General features: G+C 69.0%; 23 protein-coding genes and 1 tRNA gene. 12 read left to right on the top strand and 12 right to left on the bottom strand.

The features are described from left to right. The first annotated feature begins 17 nt into the window (after positions 1–17). Together AW272_RS10390 and AW272_RS10385 are read left to right on the top strand one after the other, a co-directional pair. On the top strand, positions 18–512 hold the full coding sequence (locus tag AW272_RS10390; protein ID WP_066363110.1) for a DUF1360 domain-containing protein: 495 nt from the start codon (positions 18–20) through the stop codon (positions 510–512). After that, on the top strand, positions 509–1,015 hold the full coding sequence (locus AW272_RS10385) for a DUF6328 family protein (protein WP_066363107.1): 507 nt from the start codon (positions 509–511) through the stop codon (positions 1,013–1,015). Before AW272_RS10390 ends, AW272_RS10385 begins: the two co-directional genes overlap by 4 nt. Here AW272_RS10385 and AW272_RS10380 read toward each other — a convergent pair. Then, positions 982–1,929, bottom strand: coding sequence for a TIGR03557 family F420-dependent LLM class oxidoreductase (locus AW272_RS10380; protein WP_066363104.1), 948 nt, complete (start codon positions 1,927–1,929; stop codon positions 982–984). The two genes, AW272_RS10385 and AW272_RS10380, sit on opposite strands and share 34 nt — an antisense overlap. A gap of 62 nt (positions 1,930–1,991) precedes the next feature. On the opposite strand from AW272_RS10380, the gene AW272_RS43130 reads away from it, so the two are divergent. Continuing rightward, positions 1,992–2,141, top strand: a complete 150-nt coding sequence (locus tag AW272_RS43130; RefSeq protein WP_169807523.1) for a GPGG-motif small membrane protein — start codon at positions 1,992–1,994, stop codon at positions 2,139–2,141. Between the two features lie 64 nt (positions 2,142–2,205). Here the strand turns inward: AW272_RS43130 and AW272_RS10370 are convergent, their stop codons facing one another. Then, positions 2,206–2,925: a metallophosphoesterase family protein gene (locus AW272_RS10370; RefSeq protein WP_218010838.1), complete on the bottom strand. Its 720-nt coding sequence runs from the start codon at positions 2,923–2,925 to the stop codon at positions 2,206–2,208. After that, positions 2,922–3,167: a BON domain-containing protein gene (locus AW272_RS10365; RefSeq protein ID WP_066363097.1), complete on the bottom strand. Its 246-nt coding sequence runs from the start codon at positions 3,165–3,167 to the stop codon at positions 2,922–2,924. The genes AW272_RS10370 and AW272_RS10365 overlap by 4 nt, the downstream gene beginning before the upstream one ends. A 274-nt stretch (positions 3,168–3,441) precedes the next feature. Between AW272_RS10365 and AW272_RS10360 the strand changes: the two genes are divergently transcribed. Beyond that, complete coding sequence (locus AW272_RS10360; RefSeq protein WP_066363095.1) at positions 3,442–4,638, top strand: glycosyltransferase; 1,197 nt, start codon at positions 3,442–3,444, stop codon at positions 4,636–4,638. Continuing rightward, positions 4,635–5,558 carry a glycosyltransferase family 9 protein gene (locus AW272_RS10355; protein ID WP_169807522.1) on the top strand — a complete coding sequence of 308 codons (924 nt, stop codon included), beginning with the start codon at positions 4,635–4,637 and terminating at the stop codon, positions 5,556–5,558. The genes AW272_RS10360 and AW272_RS10355 overlap by 4 nt, the downstream gene beginning before the upstream one ends. Positions 5,559–5,563: 5 nt before the next feature. Here the strand turns inward: AW272_RS10355 and AW272_RS10350 are convergent, their stop codons facing one another. Continuing rightward, entirely contained in the window at positions 5,564–6,571 is a 1,008-nt protein-coding gene (locus AW272_RS10350; protein WP_066363094.1) for a glycosyltransferase family 9 protein, read from the bottom strand. Positions 6,572–6,682: 111 nt separating this feature from the next. Between AW272_RS10350 and AW272_RS10345 the strand changes: the two genes are divergently transcribed. Then, positions 6,683–7,999: a PfkB family carbohydrate kinase gene (locus AW272_RS10345; protein ID WP_066363092.1), complete on the top strand. Its 1,317-nt coding sequence runs from the start codon at positions 6,683–6,685 to the stop codon at positions 7,997–7,999. A 30-nt stretch (positions 8,000–8,029) separates the two neighbouring features. Continuing rightward, positions 8,030–8,296: a hypothetical protein gene (locus AW272_RS10340; protein ID WP_066363091.1), complete on the top strand. Its 267-nt coding sequence runs from the start codon at positions 8,030–8,032 to the stop codon at positions 8,294–8,296. 193 nt (positions 8,297–8,489) lie between these two features. On the opposite strand, the gene AW272_RS10335 is transcribed toward AW272_RS10340, so the two are convergent. Both AW272_RS10335 and AW272_RS10330 read right to left on the bottom strand, forming a co-directional pair. Continuing rightward, positions 8,490–9,020 (bottom strand): hypothetical protein, encoded by a 531-nt coding sequence (locus AW272_RS10335; RefSeq protein WP_066363089.1) that lies wholly within the window; start codon positions 9,018–9,020, stop codon positions 8,490–8,492. 155 nt (positions 9,021–9,175) lie between these two features. Further along, a complete protein-coding gene (locus AW272_RS10330) occupies positions 9,176–9,436 on the bottom strand; it encodes a DUF6458 family protein (protein ID WP_066363088.1) in 261 nt (86 codons plus the stop codon). A 91-nt stretch (positions 9,437–9,527) separates the two neighbouring features. On the opposite strand from AW272_RS10330, the gene AW272_RS10325 reads away from it, so the two are divergent. Then, positions 9,528–10,031 carry a shikimate kinase gene (locus AW272_RS10325; protein ID WP_169807521.1) on the top strand — a complete coding sequence of 168 codons (504 nt, stop codon included), beginning with the start codon at positions 9,528–9,530 and terminating at the stop codon, positions 10,029–10,031. 17 nt (positions 10,032–10,048) lie between these two features. On the opposite strand, the gene AW272_RS10320 is transcribed toward AW272_RS10325, so the two are convergent. After that, positions 10,049–10,474 carry an ATP-binding protein gene (locus AW272_RS10320; RefSeq protein WP_066363086.1) on the bottom strand — a complete coding sequence of 142 codons (426 nt, stop codon included), beginning with the start codon at positions 10,472–10,474 and terminating at the stop codon, positions 10,049–10,051. 491 nt (positions 10,475–10,965) lie between these two features. On the opposite strand from AW272_RS10320, the gene AW272_RS43735 reads away from it, so the two are divergent. Both AW272_RS43735 and AW272_RS10310 read left to right on the top strand, forming a co-directional pair. Then, positions 10,966–12,525 carry a trypsin-like serine peptidase gene (locus tag AW272_RS43735; protein WP_066363084.1) on the top strand — a complete coding sequence of 520 codons (1,560 nt, stop codon included), beginning with the start codon at positions 10,966–10,968 and terminating at the stop codon, positions 12,523–12,525. 130 nt (positions 12,526–12,655) lie between these two features. Continuing rightward, the gene (locus AW272_RS10310; RefSeq protein WP_066363082.1) at positions 12,656–13,774 is read left to right on the top strand and encodes a PP2C family protein-serine/threonine phosphatase; all 1,119 of its coding nucleotides are present in this window, start codon (positions 12,656–12,658) and stop codon (positions 13,772–13,774) included. 73 nt (positions 13,775–13,847) lie between these two features. On the opposite strand, the gene AW272_RS45975 is transcribed toward AW272_RS10310, so the two are convergent. After that, a complete protein-coding gene (locus AW272_RS45975; protein ID WP_066363081.1) occupies positions 13,848–16,226 on the bottom strand; it encodes a glycoside hydrolase family 6 protein in 2,379 nt (792 codons plus the stop codon). Positions 16,227–16,333: 107 nt separating this feature from the next. Further along, a complete protein-coding gene (locus AW272_RS10300; protein ID WP_066363078.1) occupies positions 16,334–16,933 on the bottom strand; it encodes a TetR/AcrR family transcriptional regulator in 600 nt (199 codons plus the stop codon). Between the two features lie 316 nt (positions 16,934–17,249). Here AW272_RS10300 and AW272_RS44900 point away from each other — a divergent pair, with 316 nt between their 5' ends. Together AW272_RS44900 and AW272_RS10290 are read left to right on the top strand one after the other, a co-directional pair. Beyond that, positions 17,250–17,897 carry a hypothetical protein gene (locus AW272_RS44900; RefSeq protein ID WP_245657385.1) on the top strand — a complete coding sequence of 216 codons (648 nt, stop codon included), beginning with the start codon at positions 17,250–17,252 and terminating at the stop codon, positions 17,895–17,897. 51 nt (positions 17,898–17,948) lie between these two features. Then, positions 17,949–18,025, top strand: a tRNA-Lys gene (locus tag AW272_RS10290). 95 nt (positions 18,026–18,120) lie between these two features. Here the strand turns inward: AW272_RS10290 and AW272_RS10285 are convergent. The 3 genes from AW272_RS10285 to AW272_RS10275 all read right to left on the bottom strand — a co-directional run bounded on the left by AW272_RS10285 (position 18,121) and on the right by AW272_RS10275 (position 22,270). Next, positions 18,121–19,353, bottom strand: coding sequence for a lamin tail domain-containing protein (locus tag AW272_RS10285; protein ID WP_066363077.1), 1,233 nt, complete (start codon positions 19,351–19,353; stop codon positions 18,121–18,123). 39 nt (positions 19,354–19,392) lie between these two features. Next, the gene (locus tag AW272_RS10280) at positions 19,393–20,004 is read right to left on the bottom strand and encodes a response regulator transcription factor (RefSeq protein WP_500778907.1); all 612 of its coding nucleotides are present in this window, start codon (positions 20,002–20,004) and stop codon (positions 19,393–19,395) included. 91 nt (positions 20,005–20,095) lie between these two features. After that, positions 20,096–22,270, bottom strand: a complete 2,175-nt coding sequence (locus AW272_RS10275) for a sensor histidine kinase (protein ID WP_169807520.1) — start codon at positions 22,268–22,270, stop codon at positions 20,096–20,098. Positions 22,271–22,300 lie beyond the last annotated feature (30 nt).

Raw genomic sequence — 22,300 nt, 5'->3', positions numbered from 1 at the left:
GGGTACTACGGCGCGCCATGACCGAGACCCTCAAGGAAATCAACGACGCGTACTCCGAGGAGCGTCCCTTGGCCTCCTACGCCAGGGTCCTCGGTGTCTACGGCACCGCCGTCGCCGCCCTCATAGCCGCCGGGAAACTGACCGGGCGCGGCGCCCCCGACCGGGTGAACCCGATGGACCTCGTCCTGATGTCCGTGGCCACCCACCGCCTGTCCCGCACCATCGCCAAGGACACGATCACCAGCCCGATCAGGGCGCCCTTCACCCGCTATATCGGGGTCTCCGGACCGTCCGAACTGAAGGAGGAGGTCCGCGGCGAGGGCCACCGCCACGCGGTGGGCGAGCTGATCAGCTGCCCGTTCTGCCTGGCGCAGTGGATCGCGACGGGCTACGCGGCCGGGATGGTCTTCGCGCCCCGGCTGACCCGGCTGGTGGGCACCACGATGACGGCGGTGGCGGTGTCCGACTGGTTACAGCTCGCGTACGCCCGGATGATCAAGGAAACGAAATGACCGAAGAGCAGCACAGAGTCCTGTTGACCAACCCCGAGGAGAATCCGAAGGAGCGGGTCGACCGGGAGCTCGGCGAACTCCTCCAAGGCCTCAGAGTGCAGTCGACCGGGGTGCAGGTGCTGTTCGCGTTCCTGTTGACGCTCCCCTTCTCCGCCGGGTTCGGCCGGGTCGACCTGTTCGGCAAATGGCTCTTCTACGCCGCTCTCGTGTCGGCGGCGGTCGCGTCGATCTGCCTGATGGCTCCGGCGATCCAGAACCGGATCATGTTCCGGTCGGGGCTCAAGGAGCTGATGCTCCATCGGGCCAACGACCTGGCCGTGGTCGGGGGGATCGCCCTGGCGATCTCGATGACGTGCTCGACCGGGCTGGTCGTCGAGGTCTACCTGGGCACCTGGCCTGCGGTGCTGATCGCGGCCGGGGTGGTCCTACTCAGCACCTGGCTGTGGTTCGTGCAGCCGCTGCTGACCCTTCAGCGGAACCGGGGCAGGACCGCCGACTCGTAGAACTCGAAGAAGCCATCCTGGTCGGGCCCGATCTGGGCGATGTAGATCTCGTCGAAGCCGGCGTCGACATACTGCTGGATCGCGGCGATGTGCACCTCGGGATCGGGGCCCACCGGGAGGGTCAGGTCCTCGGGCCGGACCAGGGTGGCGAGCTGCTCGAAGTGTCTGGGCAGCGGCAGGAGCTGGTTGGCCTCGCCGGCGATGCCCTCGGTGGGCCACAGGCGGTGGGCCAGCCGGCGGGAGTCCTCCTCGTCGGTGCCCCAGCAGACCTTCAGGCCCGCTTGGGCCACCTTTCCGGCGCCTCCCGCTTTTCTGTACGCCTCCAGCAGGTCGGCATCCGGCGCGACGGTCACGTAGCCGTCGCCGATGCGGCCCGCCAGCTCGGCCGACGCCGGGCCGAAACCGCTCACGTAGATGGGCGGAGGTTCGTCGGGCAACGTGTAGAGACGCGCGTTCTCCACGTCGTAGAACTCACCGTGATGGGTGACCAGGCCGCCCTCCCACAGTTCACGGATGATCCCCACCGCCTCTTCCAACATCCGCTGCCGGTCGACGGCCGGGGGCCACGGGTCGCCGAAGATGTGCTCGTTGAGTGCCTCGCCCGTGCCGACCCCGAGGTGGAAGCGGCCGTCGAGCAGGACCTGCGCGGTGGCCGCGGCCTGCGCCACGATCGCCGGGTGGACGCGGACCAGCGGGCAGGTGACCGCCGTCGTCACCGGCAGCGAGATCACCTGCGAGAGCGCGCCGATCACCGTCCAGACGAAGGAGCTCTCGCCCTGCTCGTCGATCCACGGATGGAAGTGGTCGGAGATCCACAGACCCTCGAAACCCGCGTGTTCCGCGAGCACCGCCTGCCTGACCAGCTCTTTCGGGCTGTGCTCTTCGGAGCTGAGGAAGTAACCAAAACGTGTCATGAGATTTCCCTTGCCCACGTTCCCTGGCGTTAATGACCCTTTCGGGGGGGCAGTCAGGCTTCATGGCTACTTTGCTCTGGATCATCGCAGTTGTACTCGTCATCGCCGGGATCTATGTGATCCTCGCCCGTCGCGACATCCTCTGGGGGATCGTCCTCATCGTCCTCGGGTTCCTGGTGGGCCCCGGCGGCGTCAGTATCTTCAACGTATAGAGATCATGGAAACGCGAACGGCGGCCGGAGACTCCGGCCGCCATCTCGTGTTCTGACGGATATATCAGCACTCTTCGGAGTCCAAACAATATGTCGCGTACGCCCGGCGGAGCACTGGTAGCGCCACATTGCGCACCCGGATCCCGCCGGGCGTCATGCCTTTCTCGGTGCCCGCGTGGGCGTGGCCGTGAATGATCAGGTCGGCGCCCTCGGCGTCGACCGCCTCGGCCAGCAGATAGCTGCCGAGGAACGGGAAGATCTCCGGCGGCTCCCCGGCCAGGGTCTCCTTGACCGGTGAGTAGTGGCTGAGCACGACCCGGTATTCGGTGTCGAGGCTCTTCAGCGCGACCCGCCACCGGTCGGCGATCTCCCGGGTGTGCCGGACGAACGCCTTGGTCTCGGGCTCCCCGAACTCGCTGGCCGACTTGCCGGCGAACCCGCCACCGAAGCCCTTGCCGCCGGCGACGCCGAGCCGCCCGTCCAGGAGCGTCTCCGCGCTGTCGTCGAGCACGATGCCGCCGGACTCCCGCAGCACGGCGATGATCTCCTGCTCGGCGTCGGAGTGATAGTCGTGATTTCCCAGCACGAAGACGACCGGCACCGGCAGGCCCTGGAACTCCTCCGCGACGATCTTGCCCTCGTCGAGGGTCCCGTGGCGGGTCAGGTCACCGCCGACCAGCAGGACGTCGGCACGCTCTTCGATGCCGTCGAGATGCGCTCGGTAGGAGCCGCGCTGGGCCGGGTCAAGGTGGATGTCGGCTACGGCCGCGACACGGATGCTCACAGGTGTTCCTCCTCGCCGGGGTCACGGACCTCCACGCAGGTCACCTCGTTGTGGACGGTCAGCCCGGGGGCGGCCTCCCGCGCCACGTCGGTCAGCAGGTGGAGCTGGTCCTCGCCGCTGACCTGACCGCGCAGGAACAGCTGGTCTCCCCGCACGTCGACCCGGATCCCGAGTTCGTTGGTGCGGCCGTCTTCCGCGATCGCTTGCTGCACGCGGGCGGCCACATAGTGAGGTGTGTCCATACAGAAAACGCCTGCCCGTGCCCTTTCCAGCGAAACAGGATGTTTCTTATAGGGCTTTATGAGTTAAAGTGGAAGCAATCTTGTGCCTAGGAAGCAGGCACCTCCCGCGTTGACGCATGCGTCCCGGAGGTCCCTTGCACCCCGCACAAATCCCCCTTTACGCCGCGTGTCCCCGGCGTGCGCTCCTCCCGGCTCCCGTGACCCCGGACTCGGGCTACCCGTTCGCCCGCGATCCCGCCCGCGAGCGGGATCAGCCGTTCCCGGAGGTAACGCCGTGAAGGTCGCCATGATCTCGGAGCACGCCAGCCCACTCGCCTGTGTCGGCACCACCGACGCCGGAGGCCAGAACGTCCACGTCGACGCCCTGGCCAGGGCGGTCGCCGCCCTCGGCCACGAAGTGATCGTCTACACCCGCCGCGACGACGAGAACGTTCCCGAGCGGGTACGGCTGGCGCCCGGCGTCACCGTCGTCCACGTCCCCGCAGGACCGGCCCGCAAGATCGCGAAGGATGACATCCTCCCCTGGGTCCCGCACTTCGCGAAGTGGCTGCGGGAGCAATGGCTGTTCGACCGGCCCGACGTCGTGCACAGCCACTTCTGGATGAGCGGCCTGGCCGCCCTCGGCGCCGCCCGTGACCTGGGGATCCCCGTCGTGCACACCTACCACGCGCTCGGCGCGGTCAAGCGCCGTCACCAGGGCGTCGACGACACCAGCCCGCGCGAGCGCATCGAGGCCGAGACCCGCATCGGCCGCGAGTCCGACGCCATCATCGCGACCTGCACCGACGAGGTCGACGAGCTGCGCCGGATGGGCATCAGCCGGCGCCAGGCCCGGGTCGTGCCGTGCGGGGTCGACCTGTCCCGGTTCCACCCGCACGCCGAACCCTTGGACACGGCCCGGACCCGGCTCGTGGCGATCAGCCGCCTGGTGCCGCGCAAGGGCGTGGCCACGATCATCGAAGCGCTCCGCGGCGTGAAGGGTGTCGAGCTGGTGGTGGCCGGCGGCCCGCCTCCGGGTTCGCTGCACCGCGACCCCGAGGTCACCCGGCTGCGCTGGCTGGCCCAGCGGAACGGGGTCGCCGACCGGGTGACGTTCACCGGCCAGGTCACCCGTGAAGACGTGCCCGCGCTGATGCGCTCGGCCGCCGCCGTCGTCACGGTGCCCTGGTACGAACCCTTCGGCATGGTCGCGCTGGAGGCGATGGCCTGCGGGGTGCCGGTGATCGCGTCGTGCGTCGGCGGCCAGAAGGAGACCGTGGTCAACGGGATCACCGGCGTGCTGGTGCCGCCGCAGCGGCCGACCGCGCTGGCCCGTGCGATCCAGCGACTGCTCGCCGACCCGGTGCGGCGCAGCGCCCTCGGCATCGCCGGCGCCGACCGGGCCAAGGCCCGCTACGGCTGGAACCGGATCGCGGCAGAGACGGTCGCCACCTATCGAGAGGTCGGCGTCCGATTGGAGGCAACAGCGTGACAACCGCACTCGTGCTGCGCGCGCAGGGCATCGGCCATCTCCTGACGGCCGTGCCCGCCCTGCGCGCCCTGCGCCGCAGCGGCATCAGGATCGCCCTGGCCTGCCCGCCCGAACTCAGCGAACTGGCCGCCCTGACCGGGGTGGTCGACCGCCTCATCCCCGCCTACGGCCTGGAGCGGATCCTCTGGCCCGGCCTCACCGACCGCAACTCCGACCTGCCCTTCTTCCCCGAGATAGCGATCAACCTGCACGGCCGGGGCCCGCGCTCCACCGACCTGCTGGCCGACCTGCGCCCCCGCAGGCTGTGGGCGTACGCGGAAGAGGCCTATCCCCCCGGCCCCAAGTGGGACGAGAACGAACACGAGACCAAACGCTGGTGCCGCCTGGTCGAGTGGTACGGCCTCAAAGCCGACCCCCGCGACCTGCTGCTCCCCTCCCCCACGACCCCGAGCCCCGCTCCCGGCGCCGTGGTCATCCACCCCGGCGGGACGGGCCTGTCCCGCCGCTGGCCCCCGGCGCGTTTCGCCGAGGTGGCCCGCGCCATCGCCGGAGAGGGTCTGCCGGTCGTGGTGACCGGTTCCCGGAAGGAACGGCCACTGGCGCTGCTGGTGGGCAACCAGGCGGTGCTGCCACCGCAGATCGTGTTCGCGGGGCGGACCTCGATGCGCGAACTGTGCGCGATCGTGTCCGGGGCCCGGCTGGTGATCAGCTCGGACACGGGGGTGTCCCAGCTGGCGACGGCCTACGGCACCCCGTCGGTGACCATCTTCGGCGCGGAAAGCCCGGAACGCTGGGGCCCCCCGAAGGAGCGCCCCCGCCACCAGGCACTGAGGAACAGCGCCGACCCCACCAGCGTGACGACCAGGGAGGTCCTGTCGGCAGCGGCGGCGGTCCTGAGCGAAGGACTGGTCAGGCGCTGAGCAGTTCAGGCGCTGAGTAGTTCGTCCGCCTGTTCGGCCACAGCCTCGGCGCCGACGTCGGTCAGCCAGGAGACCGGGTGGGAGCAGCCGCCCGGTTCGCGGAGGCCCGCGCCTCCGCAGGCCGGGCAGGTCGTCGTCCAGGAGATGAGTGGGCGGTGGTGGCTGCGGGTCAGCGGGCCGGCGTTGATCAGGTCGCCGCACCAGTAGACGCCCACGGTGGGCGTGCCCATCGCGGCCGCCAAACGGCGGGGGCCGCTGTCGTTGGCGATCACCACGTCGCAGGCCGTGTAGAGGGCGGCCAGGCCGCCGGCAGACAGGGTCCCGACGACCGGGATCGCTTTCGGGATCAGGGCGCAGACCTCTTCCACCAGGTCGCGTTCGTGTTCCCCACCGGTCACCACGACCGGGCGGCCCAGGCGGGCCGCGGCCTCGGCGAAGCAGGACGCGGGCCAGCGACGCCGGGCGTCCTTGCCCCCGGGGTGGACGGCGATCAGGCCGCGCGGCAGTTCGCCCAGGGCGGAGCGCAGTTCGGCGTAGTCGGCGCGGGTCACCTGCATGCGCGGTTCCACGTAGTCGCAGCTCGCCCCGACCAGCCCGGCGACCTCCAGGAAGCGCAGAGTCTCGTGCTGGTAGGGGACATAGGGCAGCCAGCGGTCAAGGGGCTGGGCGTCGTCGCCGCGCAGACCAGCGGTCACGCGGGCGCCCAGGCCGTTGACGAAGGCGTTGGCGTGCTGCCCGTCGCCGTGCATCTGGAGGGCCAGGTCGAACCGGCCGACGAGTTCGGGTGGCGCCTCGGGGGATTCCTCTATCGGGGGCACGACGACCACCTCGTCGACCGGCCCGGGACGGCCGCGCAGGAACGGCACTTGCCACTCCCTGCCGAGAAGAGTGATCGACGCGGCCGGATAGGTGCGGCGTAGCGCCTCCACGGCGGGGAGGATCAACAGCAGGTCACCCAGAGCCGTAGCCCGCAGGACGGCGATCCGCTCGACGCTCTCAACGATGAGGTTCATCGATTGGCCTTCGCTCGGTTCGTTTTCGGTACCTCGGCCCGGTTACCCGAGGGGTGCATGAGCAAACACGCTGCGGTTTTCCCCGCACACCCCCGGGCAGCAGAGACGACCATGACGGAAGAGACAGTCCGCCGCTTTCCCGGCCTCACGGCCGTGGTCGTCGGTGACGTAATGCTCGACTCGTGGCTTCAGGGCCGGGCCGGCCGGATGGCGCAGGAGGCGCCGGTCCCGGTGGTCAGCGTCGAGCAGATCGACGACGCCCCCGGCGGCGCCGCCAACACCGCCGCCAACCTGGCCGCGCTGGGTGCCCGCGTGCACCTGCTCGGCGTCGCCGGCGCCGACCCGGCCGGAACCGCGCTCATCGGGTCACTGCTCCGCCACGAGGTGGACGGCCCCATCATCGCCCGAGGCCGCCGGACCGCCGTGAAACGACGGGTCATGTCGGGCGGCCAGATGGTGGCCCGCTACGACGAAGAGGACCGTTCCCCTGTCACCGCGTCGGTCGAGCGGGAGCTGGTGTCCCAGATCCGCGAGATCGCGGAACTGGCCCACGTCGTGATCGTCTGTGACTCCGGCGCGGGCGTCTGCACCGCGGCGGTCCGCGAGGCCCTGGCCGGGCTCCCGCTGCTGGTCGTGGACGCCTACGACCCCGAACTCTGGCGCGACAGCGGCCCCGCCGCCGTGCTGGCCCGATACGACGCCTGCGACCTCGTCGCGGACGACCCCTTCGACGTCACCGGCGCCCCGATAGTGATCACCGACGAGGGCGACGGCGCGGTCGTCCACCGCGAGGACCGCCCGCCCCACCGCACTCATCGCGCCTCCGGCGACCTCATGGGCGCCGGCGCGGGCGACACCTTCACGGCGGTCTTCGCCCTGGCCTTGGCGGCCGGAGCCGACGCCGCCACCGCAGCCGACCTGGCGCAGGCGGGTTCCGACGTGGTCTCCCGCCGCCCCGGCACCGCCGTCTGCGACGCCGACGACCTGCTCGCCGAGGTGGGCCCGCGACCGACCATGCCGGCCAAGGTCCTGGCCGAACGCGTCGCCGTCGAACGTGAACAGGGCCGCCGCATCGTCTTCACCGACGGCAGCTTCGACGTCCTGCACCCCGGCCACGTGACCTGCCTGGAGCAGGCCAGACGGCTGGGCGACGTGCTGGTGGTGGGTGTACGGGACGACGCCAGCGCCGCCCGCAGGAAGGCCCCCGACCGGGTGGTCAACACGGCCGAGGACCGGGCGGCGGTGCTGGCCGGGCTGGGCTCGGTCGACTACATCACCTTGATCGAGGACGACAGCCCCGCCTCGCTGCTGCGGCTGATCCGCCCCGACTTCTACGTCAAGGGCGCCGGCGGCCACCCCGACCTGGTGCCGGAGGCACGGCTGGTGCGGGAGCTGGGCGGCGAGGTCCGGCTGGTCGAACGGCGGTAATCCGCAAAATCGGAGGGTAGGGGATAAATCATGACAGAGCCGAGAAAGACCGAAGAGCAGCACGACGCCAGGGGCAAGCCCATGGTGGCGGCGACGCCTCGCGACGTCGTCCACGTCAGGCTCGGGTCGTTCGGGCTGGTGATCGCGATCGCCGTGGCGGTGATCGCGGGGCTGAGCCAGGTGTGGTGGCTGATGATCATCGGCATCGTGGCGGCGGCCGCGATCGGCGTCGACATGTACCTGGCCACCCGGCGTCAGCGCACTCTGGGGGGCGGGCCGCAGTCAGAGGCGGGGTAGCGGAGATCGTCCAGAGAAGAGACCGGGCCGGGACGTGGTGTCCCGGCCCCAGGTTTCCCACACGTCGCCACCCGCGACCACGACCTTCGTCACGCCGAACGACACGACATGGCGTCCCGGCCCCAGGTTTCTCGCACGTCGCTACCGGTGACCCCCGCCGAATAGTGCGACGTGGCGTCCAGGCCCAAGATTCCTAGATGTCGCCGGCCGCGAACTGGTCGATCGTGGTCGCCACGGAGGTGACTCCGCTGAGGACGCAGCCCGCACCGATTTCGATGAGGTTGCTGGTGGTGCGGCCGTTGGCGCGGGCGGTCCCGCCCGCGAAGGCGCCGGCGGCGATGCCGCCGCCCTCGAGGCTGAACGAGCTCGCGTCCCCACGGAAGGTCGACTGGTCGATCGTGGTCTTGGAACCGTCGTTCCAGTTGATCGACACCTTGGCGTAGCCGGGGCCGATCGGCCCCGGGCATACGGCGGTGAGAGAGGACTCGACGCGGATGGTCCCTCCGGTGATCTTCGGGTACTTCTTCGAGCTGCAGATGCCCAGTTCGCCGCTGCCGGACAGGCGGACGGTCTTCCTGCTGAACGTCAGTCCGGGGTTGAACTGCAGGTTGAGAACGCCGCCGTTGCAGACGACGTCGCCGATGTCGGCGGCCGTAGCCGACTGGGCAGGTGCGAGGCCGAGGCCGAGAGCCAGGGCGACGGCGGGCCAAAGGATGGAGCGCATGGAACTTCCCCTCTGTCGAAGGGTTCCATGATCATCTCGACCGGCCGCCTGGGCCGCCGATCACGTGTCAGCGAACGGCCATCGTTCTTCCAGAGGTCGTACAGAAAAGAAGAGGAGCCGGGTCGGGACACCCGGCTCCTCTTGCTTCGTACGGCTTAGATGGGGTCGTTGTAGCGACGCTCCTCGTAGACGCGGCGCTGGGTGGTGTGCACTTCGTCCACGGGGGCCACAGGGGTGACGGCGGTGGCGCGGCGGACGGTGCTCAGCCGGTAGAGGCCGAACAGCAGCCCCGCCAGGCCGCCCACCATGAGAATGACCCCGATGACCTGGATGTCGAGCCCCGCGAGGCTGAACTCGACGGCCCAGGTGAGAATGGCGCCCAACATGATCAGGATGATGCTTCCGGCGATTGTCATGGCGTTCCCTCCTTCGACCGATGCACTATCCCGTCAGCGAATCTCAAACGTGACGGGACCAAAACAGAACCACCGGGGCAGAATGCCCGTCATGAACGAGACCCCCATCGTGATCATGGGCCTGATGGGCGCCGGCAAGAGCACGGTCGCCCGGATGGTCGCCGAGGCGCTCGGGCGCGAGATGCGCGACAGCGACGGCGACCTTGAAGCCCGCTACGGCCAGACCGCCGCTCGCATGAACGAGACCGTCGGCGCCGACGTCCTGCACGACCGGGAGACCGAGGTCCTGCTCGACGCGGTCGCGGCCCGGCCTCCGGTCGTGGTGGCCGCGGCGGCCAGCACCGTCGAGGACCCGGCCGCGCGTGAGGCGCTGACCTCGTCGTTCGTGGTCTTTCTGGACGGCCCGCCGGAGGTCCTGGCCGAACGGATGCTGTCGAGCAGCCATCGGCCGCACTTCGAGCCCGATCTGGTGCACATGCTGAAGACCCAGCGGGACAAGCGGCTGCCGAAGTTCCTGGAGGTGGCCGACCACACGGCCGACGCGACGATGACGCCCCACGAGATCACCACGGCGGTGCTCGCCGCGTTCCGCTGACGCGGAGTGGAACGCGCCTACGCGTCGCCCAGCACGAACCAGACGATCTTGCCGCCGCGCGCTCCCGGCGCGTATCCCCAGGAAGCGGCCAGTGCGCCGACGATCAGGAGACCCCGGCCGTCGGTGGACTCCGGGCGGGGATCGCGGGGTCGCGGCGCGGTGCCGCCGGTGTCGTAGACCTCGCCGTATATCCATTCGGCGGTGCCGCGCAGGCGCAGGGCGAAGGCGGTGCCCGCGTGGCGGACGGCGTTGGTCACGAGCTCGCTGACGATCAGCTGACAGTCGTCGACCAGGTCGGTGCGGCCCCGGCTGGTGAGTTCACGCCGGACCAGTCTGCGGGCCTCGGCGACGCTGGCGCCGACGGCCGGGAGCAGGCACTCCGCCGACCAGGTGTCGAAATCGTCGAGCCCGTCGAGCGCAGTGGCGGCGAAAGGGACTGTCATGCCCGCGTCCTCCTCACCGTCTCGTTGGGAGCGCTCCCACTACTCTCCAAGGTACGTCACCCGGCCCTTCATGTGAACCAGCGGGGTCGAACTTGTTACATGCCGCGACGCCCCTGCCCCCGGACCGGCATGGTCGAGCGAAGCGAGTGCCGCCCGAGCGAAGCGAGGCCTTGCCAGGGAGCGCGAGGGGCGGAGCCCTTCGCAAGGAGCGAAAGCGACCCGGAGCGACAGCGACGCCGGGACGCGTCAGCGGTCAGGGGGAGCGTGAAGGGGCGCAAGCCCCCTCACAGCGGGGGTTCGGGGGTCGTCCCCCGAGCGAAATTGGACGGTGTCCAACACCATCCGGTTCCCTTCCATCAATGTGATCTGAGTCACACTTATAACAACCTGCGGGGACTATCCGAATCGTCACATGTAACGTCCTTGCCAATCCATTTACTGACGGATGGGGCGCAAGTGACGTCCCACGGCAGAGCAAGGGAGACCCCTCAGTGCAGCGCACCCTCCTCATCGGCAGCACCATCGCCGGGTCCATCGGACTGCTGGCCGCAGCGCTGGTCGCGACCCCCGCCGCAGCCGCCCCCAAGTACATCGAGAAGGAGGTGCTGGCCGGTTCCAGCGAGGCGCAGGCCATCGCCTACTTCTGGGACAAGGCGCAGCTCCAGGACGCGACCCCCTACAACGTCGAGACCACGGTCGCGGCCAAGCACATCTCCACCGGCGGCCCCTCCGCCGACACCAAGGCTGGCACCGTTCCGGCGATCGGCGACGAGAAGAAGTCGACCAGCACGTCCAAGAACGTGAACCTGCCCCGGACGAGCGGCAAGGTCTTCTTCATGGGCGCCGACGGCAAGCCCCACTGGTGCTCCGGCACCTCGCTCCAGTCGAAGTACCGCAACCTCGTGGCCACGGCCGGCCAGTGTGTGTACGACACCGAGAGCAACAAGCCCGTCCTGGACAACTGGGTCTTCGTGCCCGGCTACTACCAGGGCAAGACCCCCTGGGGCATCTACGTCGGCAAGACCTCCTACACCCACTACGACTACGACGTCTTCGAGGACGGCGACCGCAACTACGCGTTCGTCACCGTCTACAACGGCGTCAAGCTCACGGGTGACAAGGAGGTCGACAAGGCCGCCTACGGCAAGTGGAAGGGTCAGAAGAAGATCCTCTCCGAGGTCGTGACCAAGGCGGAGTTCGAGGCCAAGTACACCGAGGGCGGGCCCTACTGGAAGAAGACCCTCGCCCCGGTGACCGCTCCGGTCGACCCGCCGAAGGCGTCGTTCTCCCAGGCCGAGGCCGAGAAGTACTACACCGACGGCGTCGACGGCGTGAAGCTGACGACCGAATCGGTGTCCAAGGCCGCCTACACGGCCGCGCCCACCGGCACCAACGCCATGAAGAACGGCGAGAAGTGCCCGACCTGGTGCGGGCCCGACTCCGGCGTGGAGTACCCGATCGACGAGGCCGCCTACAACAAGCTGAAGGCCGACACGGCCTTCAAGGGTGAGCTGCGGAAGACCGACCAGAACCAGTTCTTCAAAAAAGAGTGGTTCGTGAAGAAGTGGGTCAAGACCTCGGTGGCCGAGGCCTACTTCAAGGACCACTACATCATCCGCGGCGTCGAGGACGTCGGCCGTCTCGGCGACAACGTCGGCGGCCAGGGTCTGGCCTACAACCAGAAGGTGGGCAAGGCCCACTACGTGTTCGGCTACCCGAGCGGCGCCCACCCCGACGGCAACCGCGTCTTCTCCGGGAACACCCTCAAGTGGTCGTACGGGAAGACCTTCGCCGCCTCGGCGTCGGCGATCAAGGCCCAGGAGCTCGTCGGCATCAAGTCCTCCTTCACCGGTCAGGGCGCCATCGGCTCCTCGTGGCTGGCGAGCTACAAGAACACCCGCCGTCTCGGCTACCTGAACGGCGTGACCATCGCGGTCTCCGACCGTGACGGCAACCGACGCATCGACACCTCGGTCTCCGCCTACTTCGACGGCGAGACCTACGGCGTCTACAAGCAGGCGGCGAACGTCTGGTCCGGTTCGATCGTCTAACCCGCATTTTGGGAGCGCCCGTATCCACGTGGATGCGGGCGCCTCTCGTTTTTATGACTTCGCATCCCAGGCCGGATCGTGAAGTATGGTCGCAAGCGCTAACCAGACGGGATTAGAGGGGATTCGCCGGATGCCGTTGCGCCTCGCCGGACCGTTGCGTCCGGGCAAGGGGCGGCGCCGAGCGGCCGGGGCCCGCACGGCGTTCGCTCTCGCGGTGCTGCCGTTTCTCATGATGCTCCTGGTGACGCTGCTCGATCTGAGCACCGGCCCGGAGATCGGCTTCCTGCCCCTGCTCGCGGTCGGCCCGGCCTTCGCCTCGCTCACCGGCGGGATCCGGCGGACCCTGCTCGTCGGGGTGACCGCGCTGGTCTTGGCCCTGGGGCTGTCGGCTTACAACCATCTGGAGCTGCGCAGGGCGTACATCACCATGGGTTCGATCGCCGGTGTCACGGCGGCGAGCGCCCTGGCGACGGTGGGACGCCGGCGCAGGGAACGGGAACTGGCGCAGGTCCGGTCGGTGGCCGAGGTCGCGCAGCGGGTTCTGCTCCGCCCTGTCCCCCGGCGGGCCGGGCACATGCGGGTGGCGGTCTCCTACACGTCGGCCATGGCCGACGCGCACATCGGTGGTGATCTGTACGAGGTCGTCGTCGCCCCCACCGGAGTCAGGGCCATCGTGGGCGACGTCCAGGGCAAGGGTCTGGAGGCGGTCGAGACGGCCGCGCTGGTCCTGGGGGCCTTCCGTGAGGCAGCGCATGACGAGAAGGACCTGGAGGGCGTGAGCGCCAAGCTGGAGAAGGCGCTCAACCGGCGTCTTTCGGGCGAGGAGTTCGTCACCGCCGTGCTGGCCGAGTTCAACCTGGAGGAGACGACGATGACGCTCCTCAACTACGGCCATCCGGCGCCTTTGGTGCTGCGGGCCAACGGGGAGATCGAGTTCGCCGACCCCGATGACCATGTTCCCCCGCTGGGGCTCGCGGTTCTGGGGCCCGAGGGTCCGGCGCCCTACACGATCACCTTCGAACCGGGCGACCAGATCCTCTTCTACACCGACGGCGTCATCGAGGCCCGCGACGCGTTCGGCCGGTTCTATCCGCTGGACGACCGGGTCCACCTGCTCAACGACGACGACCCGGAGGCGGCGCTGGAGTCCCTGCGCCGCGATCTGATCGCCCACATCGACGGCCCCCCGACCGACGACGCGGCCATGCTGCTGATGCGCTGCCGGGAACCCGGCCTCGACCTGCCGTAGAGCCGGTAAAGCGGTAAAGCCGTGGTCCCGCCGAGGAGGACCCCCAACCTCGGCGAGACCACGACGTCCTCAATTAACTGATGGGCGGGTAGGCGTTGGCGAGGAGCTGACGGAACTGCGCCGAGAACCAGTGGCCCGACAGCGGCGAGTTGGCCAGAGCGCCGGTCGCGCTGTTGCCGTTACGGTCGTTGCCGCCGTACGTCGGGTCACACATCCGGTCGAAGCCCTTGCCCTCGTTGTTGTCGATCTGCGTCGAGGAGCCGTCCGACTCGCCCGGCGGCTTCACCCACACGTAGGCGTCGATACCGGACGCCGGAGCCGAGCGCGGACGCTCGCCCAGGCCCGCACCGCTCTGGTTGCACCAGTTGCCGGCGTGGATGCGCTTGTCGACACGCGAGTTGTTGACGAAGGTGTTCAGGTCGGTCGAGGTGCTGGCCGCGGTCGGACGGGCCGAGCCGCCCCAGCCGTTACGGCTGGTGTCGATCAGCATGCCGATGTTGGAGGAGAAGCCCTCCTGGACCAGGCGGGTGCGGAAGGCCTGGGCGAAGGACAGCTCGTCGATGTAGAAGTTCCAGTCGACCCAGCGCGACTGGCGGATCTGCTGGCCGTTCACCGAGCCGTTGACCGAGAAGTACGGCTCGGTCAGCGCGCTGTAGTTGGCGGTGTTGGTGATGAAACCGTGCACCGTCGCCTTGCCACCGGTCGCCAGGTCGGCCGTGGAGCCGAACAGGTCAGCCGAGGGGCCGAAGTTGGTGTCCCAGCCGAGCCAGCCGTGGTGACCGGCGTCGACGTAGTTGTAGACGTTCGGGACCGCGTACAGCTTGCCGAGCGCGTAAGCAACGCCCTGCTCGTAGGCGCCGGTCGACTTGGCCTCCGCGCACTTGGCCACACCGAGGTTGGTCACCAGGTTCGGCAGCGAGTCGATCTCGACGATCGCGGCGATCCGCAGGTTGGCGTACTTGGTGTCGGCCATGATCCCGGCGATCACGTCGATGTACTCGGTCTTGTACCTGTTCAACCCGTTCTGCGCGATCAGCAGTTCACCGTTCGACGCCAGCGCCGAGCAGTCACGGTTGGGCAGGTTGTAGATCACGACCTGGATGATCACCGGCGTGGAGCCGTTGGCGGCGTCCTGAGCGACGGCCAGGTCCAGGTGGTCACGCAGGCCCTTGCTGTTGCTGCCGGCCGAGCCGCTGGTGATGGCGGCGATCCGGTCGAGCCAGATGGCGGTCGAGGTGTTCGCGACGGCCGAACCGCCGGGCTCGGACGCGGCCTGGGCCGACCAGTCAGGGTTCACATAGCCGGCCGCACCCGCATAGGGGTTGTCGACGCGGCCGGGCGGCGGGGTGCCGTCGTCGTCGCTCTCGGTGGCGGTGACCGTGACGCTGGTCAGGCCCGAGGAGGCGACGGTGATCGGGCGGGTGCCGTTGGTCGAGTCGCTGTCCTGCGCGGCGGCCAGGGTGACCGTCTGCGCGGTCTGCCAGTTCGACGTGGTGAAGGTCAGGCTGGCGCCCGAGCTGACGGTGATGTTGGTGTCACCGGAGCCGGCGGTGTTCGTGACGGTCACGTTGCCGCTCGGCGCGGTCGCGAGGCGGACGGTGTAGGTGCCGGTCCCGCCCTCGTTGACGGTCACGGCGGTCGAGGAGACGACCAGCGACTGGGTCTGCGTGGTGTCGTCGTCGGCCTCGGTCGCGTTGACCGTGACGCTGGTCAGACCGCTGGAGGCGACGGTGAACGGGCGGGTGCCGTTGGTCGTGTCGCTGTCCTGGGCGGCGGCCAGGGTCACGTTCTGCGCGGTGGCCCAGTTGGAGGTGGTGAACGTGAGGCTGGCGCCCGAACTGACCGTCAGGTTGGTGTCACCGCTGCCGGCCGTGGTGCTCACGGTCACGTTGGAGGTGGGCTGCCGGTTGAGCCGCACCGAGTAGGTGGCGGTGCCGCCCTCGGGGACGCTCACGCTGGTCGGCGTCACGATCAGCGACTGCTGCTGCGGCGACGGGCTCGGCGACGGAGAGGGCGACGGCGACGGGCTCGGGCCACCGTTGCAGACGGTCCCGTTCAGGGAGAACGACGTCGGGTTGGTGTTGGTGCCGCTGACCTGCCCATTGAACCCGATCTGCACCGACTGGCCGGTGCCCAGGTTGCCCGCCCACGAGGGTGCCACGACGGTCACGTTCTGGCCCGACTGGGACCAGGTGGCGTTCCAGCCCTGCTGAATGGTCTGGTTCCCCGGCCACGTGTACGTGAGCCGCCACGGGTTCACCGCGTCACCGAGATTGTTGATCGTGATGTTGGCGCCAAAACCACTGCCGTTGTCCCACTGTTTGGCGTAAGTGACCTGGCATGCGACGGCAGCGCCCGCTGGGGCCTGCATGACGGCGAGCCCGGTGACGGCCAGCAGCATGGCCGCCGCCATCATCATGACTCTCCGCCAGGAACTCAATCGGGGTCCCATAGCTTTCTCTTCTCCTCGGCGTGCACGATTGGGAGCGCTCCCAACATGGGTTCGTTTCGTCGAGGTGTACAGCGTGTTTCCGATTTAGCGAGATATCACCAGGATGCCTATGAAAGATTCAGAGTCCGCTCGGCCAGCCGATGGAGATGCCGCCGGAACCGGGCGAGCACCTCGGGGTTCTCCGCCCCCAGCCGATCGCCCGCGTCGTCGAGGACGCCGCCCTGCACGAACCCGTGCACGCACCAGATCAGCGTCCACACGCAGTACTCCATGTCGGCCGAGTCGTCGATGTACCCGGCCTCCGCGGCCTGCTCCAGTACGGAGGTCGTCATGGTGATCAGCGGCTGCGAGTACTGCCGCTCCAGACCGGTGAGGTCGGCCGCGTCGTACAGCCACCGGTGGATCCACAGGGCGGGGAACTCCGGATTGGCGACGCAGAAGTCGATGTAACGGTCGACGATCTCGTGCACCGCCCCCGCCGCCGTCACGTGGTCGGCCGCCATCATGTCGTTGACGACGCCTTCGAGCGCCTCGGTCTCGATCCGGGCGGCCCGCTCGATGACGGCCAGGTAGAGGTCCCGCTTCGACCCGTCGAAGCCCTCCTCGGCCGGGTCGAGTCCGGTCGAGTCGACGATCTGCTTCAAGGTCGTGGCGTCGTATCCGAGTGCGGCGAACAGTCGTGTGGCCCCCTGCAGCAGGATTTCCATCCAGGGCTCCCGATCCCTTGGTCCTTACCTTTTCCAAGTCCAGCAGCCGACCGGTCACGGGAGAGCAAACGGCACGCTTGACGCCGGAATCCCCTGATTCATGGGCGTTTCATGCCTTTCTGAGATGTTTTACTGTCTTACGTTTGCCTTGTCATGGTTTGGTCACTAGTGTCGGTTTCGTTGCCAAGAGCTGACCATCCCACAAGCCAGCACTTGACCTCCCAGTCCGGGCAGCGGCCTCCAGGGCCCGCCGGACCCGCCACCTCATCTGACCCGAGTGGCAGTCCTGTCGTCGTACGGAAGATCTCCCTTTTTCATGTACGCCATCAAAGGCATCCTGAAGAACAAGACCGCGACCACTGCCCTCGCCGCCTGCGGACTGGCCGTCCTCGGCCTGGGCGCGACCGGCGCCGCCAGCGCGCTGGCCGCTCCTCCGCACGCCGGCCACGTCCGCATCCACACCAAGCCCGCCGCGATCGTGAAGCCGGCCAAGCCCGCCGCGATCGTGCAGCCGGCGAAGCCCGCGCTGAAGGAGCCCAGCTTCGTCAAGCCGGCCGTGCTGACCGGCAAGACCACCGCCTCCTACTTCTGGGACGACGCCTCCGGCCGGGCCGGCGACACCGGCCTGCCCGCGAGCGGCAAGCCGATGCAGAAGGGCATGGCCGCCTCGCCGAGCTGGCCCCTGGGGACCGAGGGATACGTGGTCTACAAGGGACAGAAGAAGCCGTTCTTCGTCGGCGACCGCGGACCGGGCGTGCCCTCCTCCAAGGGGATCATGCTGGACCTCGACGGGCAGACCTTCGCGGAGCTGACCGGCGGCACCTTCGACATGACCAGCCTGGCCGTGAAGGACAACGGCGGAGCCGGCCACATCCCGATCGAATACCACATCACCAAGTGGGGGACCGGGACCGGACTCAAGGCCGACCCGGTGCCGTTCGCGATCGGCGCGTGGCGGCGCTGACCGCTAAGGATGTGCGTTACGGGTGAGGGAGCTGCTAAAGTTTTCTCGTTGGCGCCGCTAGCTCAGTTGGTTAGAGCAGCTGACTCTTAATCAGCGGGTCCGGGGTTCGAGTCCCTGGCGGCGCACCAAAGAAATCCCAACTCGGTTCGGCTGAGTTGGGATTTTCTCGTTCCACGGCACGACATGCGCGACTGCGGCGGACCCGGGGGATCCGCCGCACCCGTCAGCGGCCGAAGGCGATCGTCCGGCCGTTCCGGACCTTGTCGGCCTTGTACGTCACGGTGTCGATCACGACGCCCTTCGGGTCGACGATCATGATCGAGTCGCCGTCGTTGTTGAGCCAGCTCACGTTGACGACCTTCACCGTGCCCGCCTCGACCGCGCCCGACAGCGGCGTCTTGTTCCCGGAGCCGTCGCGAAGGTGCCAGCCGTCCAGCTTGAGCGGGTCGGGGGTCACGTTCAGCAGGGTGATCTTCTCGGCCCCCGCGTCGGCGCCCACCGGGTTCGGCAGCGCCGCCACGATGAGCAGGTCGCCGGTGAGGACGCCGGAAGGCGTCGTCGGGCCGGTCGCCGGGTCCGGGGCGATGACGAAGTCCTCGGGCCAGGCCGTGAGCTCGATCGTGTTCCCGCTCGCGCGGACCACGTCGTGCAAGTTGCCGAGTTCCTGCTTCTCGATCAGCCACAGCGCGTCGTCGCGGTGGACCGGGTCGGCGCGCAGCCACGCGTCGAACTGGTCGAAGTTCGGGTGGCCCGCGGCGAAGTAGGGCACCAGCCGCCGGAACAGCTTCGGCCAGATGATCGTCTCGTCGAGGGTGTCGGCGGTGACGGTGGCCGGGCGGCCCGGATCGCCGCTCGCGTGGGGCCACAACCCCGTGGAGGGGCGGGCGGCGCGTGAGATCCCGGCCAGGTGGTCCCGCAACTCGGCCGGCAGGGTCGCGTAGTAGGCCGGGTAGGCCAGACCTTCGGCCAGCAGGATCCGGTTGGCCGAAGCGTCGGCCGTCTCGGGGGTCAGGAAGACCGGCAGCCCGTCGGGCGATTCCGTCGGGCCGCCGTACACGAAGGCGATCAACCGCCCGTTGGCGTCGATCCCGTTCGAGAGCACGTAGCCGCGGATCGAGTCCTGATCAGCCCGTCTGACCTTGTTCGGCAGGTCGTCGAAGAACTCGACGCCCGTGAAGCCCAGCAGGGCCAGCAGCCGGTCACGGGCCGCGTTCGCCCATTCCAGTCGCTGGTGGGTCTCCTCGAAGTGCGTCTCCAGCGTGTCGATCGCCTCCAGGCGGACCGAGATGCCCCGCCGGTTCAGGTCCGGGGACGTCCCCGAGGGCCTGGGGAGCGCTTCGATCAGCGCGGGCGTGTCGGGCAGGAACTTGATGGTGTCACCGTCGGGCTCGGGGCCCTGGCGCGGGAGATCGGGATATCTGATCACGAAATTGCCGCGCAAAAGTGTATATGTCATCGCCTATCACCCCTCGGCGAGAATAGCCGGGCCCGGAATTCAGATCCAGCCTGCTTCTGTGGCTATGCGTATCGCGTCCACACGATTTCTCGCGTTGAGTTTGGTGACGATTTTGGTCAGGTAATTGCGCACCGTTCCGACCGAAACGTGCATTTGGGCGGCGATCTCCGGGGGTTCCGCTCCCCCGGCCGCCAGGCGCAGCACCTGGATCTCACGCCCCGAAAGGGGGATCTCGCCGACGTCCCATGCGGTCAGCGCCAGCTGCGGGTCGATGATCCTGCGGCCGGCCGCCACCTCCCGTACGGCCTGCGCCAGCCGTTCCGACGGGGTGTCCTTCAGCAGGAAGCCGGACACCGAAACGGAAAGGGCCCGCCGCAACGTGCCGGGGCGGCCCAGGCCCGTGAGGATCAGGGTCCGGCACGACGGGAGTTTGACGTGGAGTTCCTCGGCGGCGGACAGGCCGTCGATCACGGGGAGGTCGACGTCGATGATGGCCACGTCGGGGCGGTGTTCCAGGGCCGCCGGGACGATGTCGGCGCCGCTGCCGACCTGGGCGACCACGGTGAGGTCGGGCTCGATCTCCAGGAGTGCGGCCAGGGCGCCCCGGACGATGCGAACGTCCTCGGCGAGGAGGATCCGTAACGTGAGCACGCCCATTCCCCCGGCCGGTTTCAAGGTCAAAATGAATCTTGTACCGACGTGGCGGAAATAGGCAATGCCGGACATTCTTGACAGAGCGTCATTATGGGATGTCGACCTTTAGTAGGAACGCCCCGGAATCTCGTTCACATTTCAACGACCCGCCGACGGATTTCAGGCGTTCGGCCAGGTCATCAAGGGCGGTGCCGGGTTCACCCGGAGGCGCCGAAGCCGGGACTCCGTCGTTCCAGACGGTCAGGGTCGCGGGTGGGGTCAGGACGATCTCGCAGCGGGTGGCGGCGCTGTGCCGCAGGACGTTCGTGACCGCCTCCCGGAGCACGACCGCCAGCAGCGCGTCGACCTCCCCGGAGGGCTCCCCGGAACGCACCTGGACGCACACCCCGGCCGCGGTCATCGTCGCGCGGGCGGAGTCGAGTTCGGCGGTGAACGACATGTGGCGGTAGCCGCTCGCGACCGATCTGACGTCGGCGACGGCGCGGCGGGCCACGTCCAGGACCTCGGCGAGTTCGGCGCGGGCCCGGTCGACCGAGCCGGGCAGCAGGCGGTAGGCGCGTTCGCTCTTCACCGTCATGTCGGCCAGGTCGTTGCCGAGCAGGTCGTGGAGTTCGCGGGCCACGCGTAGACGTTCGCGGGTGACGGCGCCGCGGGCCAGGTCGTCGCGGGCCTGGTCAACCTGGGCGACGAGGCCGGTGAGCGAGCTGATGCCGTACACGACCAGGCCTGTCAGCAGGGTCGAGAGGGTGAGGTAGACGGTCCACTCCCCCGCGTCGCCGTTGAGCACCGACAGGGCGGCCACGCTGACGCCGACGGCGGCGTAACAGCACCAGCGCCAGGCGCCGGACAGGACGATCAGCGCCGTACCGGCCAGGAAGCCGCCCATCGAGCCCCAGGGGTCGCCGATCCACAGCAGGGGGAGGTAGGTCGCCACCGCCTGCGCCGGCAGGGCGAAGCCCCGTAGATGAAAGCCCAGGGCCAGGGCGATCTGCACGCCGACCAGCACGGCCACGCAGAGGGCGAACTCCAGCAGGCCGAGGGAGCCGGGGCCCTGGGCCAGGACGTTCACGACCATCAGCACGCCGTAGCCGAGCAGCACGACGACGGCGATCGTGCGGGCCACCCGCAGGTGCCAGGGCTGGGCGGTGATCTGGGCGAACGTCCTGGTCACCGGGTCTTCCACGACCGGCTGGGCGATCGGGACCTCGGCGGTGAAGGTGAACCACTCGTCGTCCTGGACGGTGGTGCTGGTGCCGCCGGCCGCCTCGACGCGGGCCGACAGGTTGTCCAGGCCCGCGCCGCCGTCCAGGTCCTCCGCCGGGAGGTCGGGGCCGTCGTTGACCACGCGCAGCACGATGCGGTCGCCTGCCAGCGCGGTCTCCACCAGGCAGTGCTGGGCCTTGCTGTGCCGGAGCACGTTCGTGACGGCCTCGCGCAGCACGATGGCCAGGACCGTGTCGACCTCCTCCGGCAGCGGGCAGGGCGACAGGGCGATCTCGACGTCCATGTCGGCGGCGATCAGCATCGACTCCGCCGACCGCACCTCGGCCGCCAGCGACATCGGCCGGCTGCCGCCCGCGACCACCCTGACGTCGCCGAGCGCCTGGCGCGACAGCGTGAGCACGTCGCGCAGTTCGCGGCGGGCGCGGTCGGCCGCGCCGGGGAGCAGGCGGTAGGCCAGTTCGCTCTTCAGGGTCAGCGCGGAGACGTTGTATCCGAGCAGGTCGTGGACGTCCCGGGCCACCCGCAGCCGCTCCTGGGCGACGGCCACTCCGGCCAGTTCGCCCCGGGCGGCGTGCACGGTCTGGGCCAGTGAGGCCAGGGAGCTGAGGCCGTAGACCATCAGGCCGGTCAGGGCGGTGAAATAGGCGCCGTAGACGACGTCGAGCGGGGCCATTCCCAGCACCGTGAGGACCGCGAAGATGGCGGCGGGGACGGCGGCGTACAGAGCCCAGCGCAGTGGACCCGGGACGGCGAGGAGCATCGAACCGGCGAGGAACCCGGCGACCGACCCGGCCTGCGGGCCCACCCAGGCGAACGGCGCGAACATGACGGCGGCCTGGGCCATGAGCGAGAGCGCCTTCTTCGGCGGGGACCAGAAGAGGACGTCGCGGGTCGAGTGGACGAGCTGGAGCCCTAACCCGGTCAGCAGGCAGGCGGCGAAGGCGGCCAGAGGCGGGCCGCGCAGGTCCTCGCCCCAGACGAACATCAGGGCGTTGAAGGTGTAGGCGAACAGCACGACGCCGATGACGGCGCGCGCCATGGTTCCGGGCCGCATTCCTAACGACACCAC

This window comes from Herbidospora mongoliensis (assembly GCF_001570545.1).
GTDB classification, from domain to species: domain Bacteria; phylum Actinomycetota; class Actinomycetes; order Streptosporangiales; family Streptosporangiaceae; genus Herbidospora; species Herbidospora mongoliensis.
Note: the sequence above shows the minus strand (reverse complement) of the source record. Positions and strands in the feature narration are given on the sequence as shown.

Excerpts from the sequence above, each read along its gene's own strand:
- AW272_RS10325 (WP_169807521.1), top strand. The coding sequence starts at position 9,528 with ATGAACGAGACCCCCATCGTGATCATGGGCCTGATGGGCGCCGGCAAG.
- AW272_RS10340 (WP_066363091.1), top strand. The coding sequence starts at position 8,030 with ATGACAGAGCCGAGAAAGACCGAAGAGCAGCACGACGCCAGGGGCAAG.
- AW272_RS10330 (WP_066363088.1), bottom strand. The coding sequence starts at position 9,436 with ATGACAATCGCCGGAAGCATCATCCTGATCATGTTGGGCGCCATTCTC.
- AW272_RS45975 (WP_066363081.1), bottom strand. The coding sequence starts at position 16,226 with ATGGGACCCCGATTGAGTTCCTGGCGGAGAGTCATGATGATGGCGGCG.
- AW272_RS10300 (WP_066363078.1), bottom strand. The coding sequence starts at position 16,933 with ATGGAAATCCTGCTGCAGGGGGCCACACGACTGTTCGCCGCACTCGGA.
- AW272_RS10285 (WP_066363077.1), bottom strand. The coding sequence starts at position 19,353 with ATGACATATACACTTTTGCGCGGCAATTTCGTGATCAGATATCCCGAT.
- AW272_RS10320 (WP_066363086.1), bottom strand. The coding sequence starts at position 10,474 with ATGACAGTCCCTTTCGCCGCCACTGCGCTCGACGGGCTCGACGATTTC.
- AW272_RS10310 (WP_066363082.1), top strand. The coding sequence starts at position 12,656 with ATGCCGTTGCGCCTCGCCGGACCGTTGCGTCCGGGCAAGGGGCGGCGC.
- AW272_RS10365 (WP_066363097.1), bottom strand. The coding sequence starts at position 3,167 with ATGGACACACCTCACTATGTGGCCGCCCGCGTGCAGCAAGCGATCGCG.
- AW272_RS10390 (WP_066363110.1), top strand. The coding sequence starts at position 18 with ATGACCGAGACCCTCAAGGAAATCAACGACGCGTACTCCGAGGAGCGT.
- AW272_RS10335 (WP_066363089.1), bottom strand. The coding sequence starts at position 9,020 with ATGCGCTCCATCCTTTGGCCCGCCGTCGCCCTGGCTCTCGGCCTCGGC.
- AW272_RS10350 (WP_066363094.1), bottom strand. The coding sequence starts at position 6,571 with ATGAACCTCATCGTTGAGAGCGTCGAGCGGATCGCCGTCCTGCGGGCT.
- AW272_RS10275 (WP_169807520.1), bottom strand. The coding sequence starts at position 22,270 with ATGGCGCGCGCCGTCATCGGCGTCGTGCTGTTCGCCTACACCTTCAAC.
- AW272_RS44900 (WP_245657385.1), top strand. The coding sequence starts at position 17,250 with ATGTACGCCATCAAAGGCATCCTGAAGAACAAGACCGCGACCACTGCC.
- AW272_RS10385 (WP_066363107.1), top strand. The coding sequence starts at position 509 with ATGACCGAAGAGCAGCACAGAGTCCTGTTGACCAACCCCGAGGAGAAT.
- AW272_RS10380 (WP_066363104.1), bottom strand. The coding sequence starts at position 1,929 with ATGACACGTTTTGGTTACTTCCTCAGCTCCGAAGAGCACAGCCCGAAA.
- AW272_RS43130 (WP_169807523.1), top strand. The coding sequence starts at position 1,992 with ATGGCTACTTTGCTCTGGATCATCGCAGTTGTACTCGTCATCGCCGGG.
- AW272_RS10345 (WP_066363092.1), top strand. The coding sequence starts at position 6,683 with ATGACGGAAGAGACAGTCCGCCGCTTTCCCGGCCTCACGGCCGTGGTC.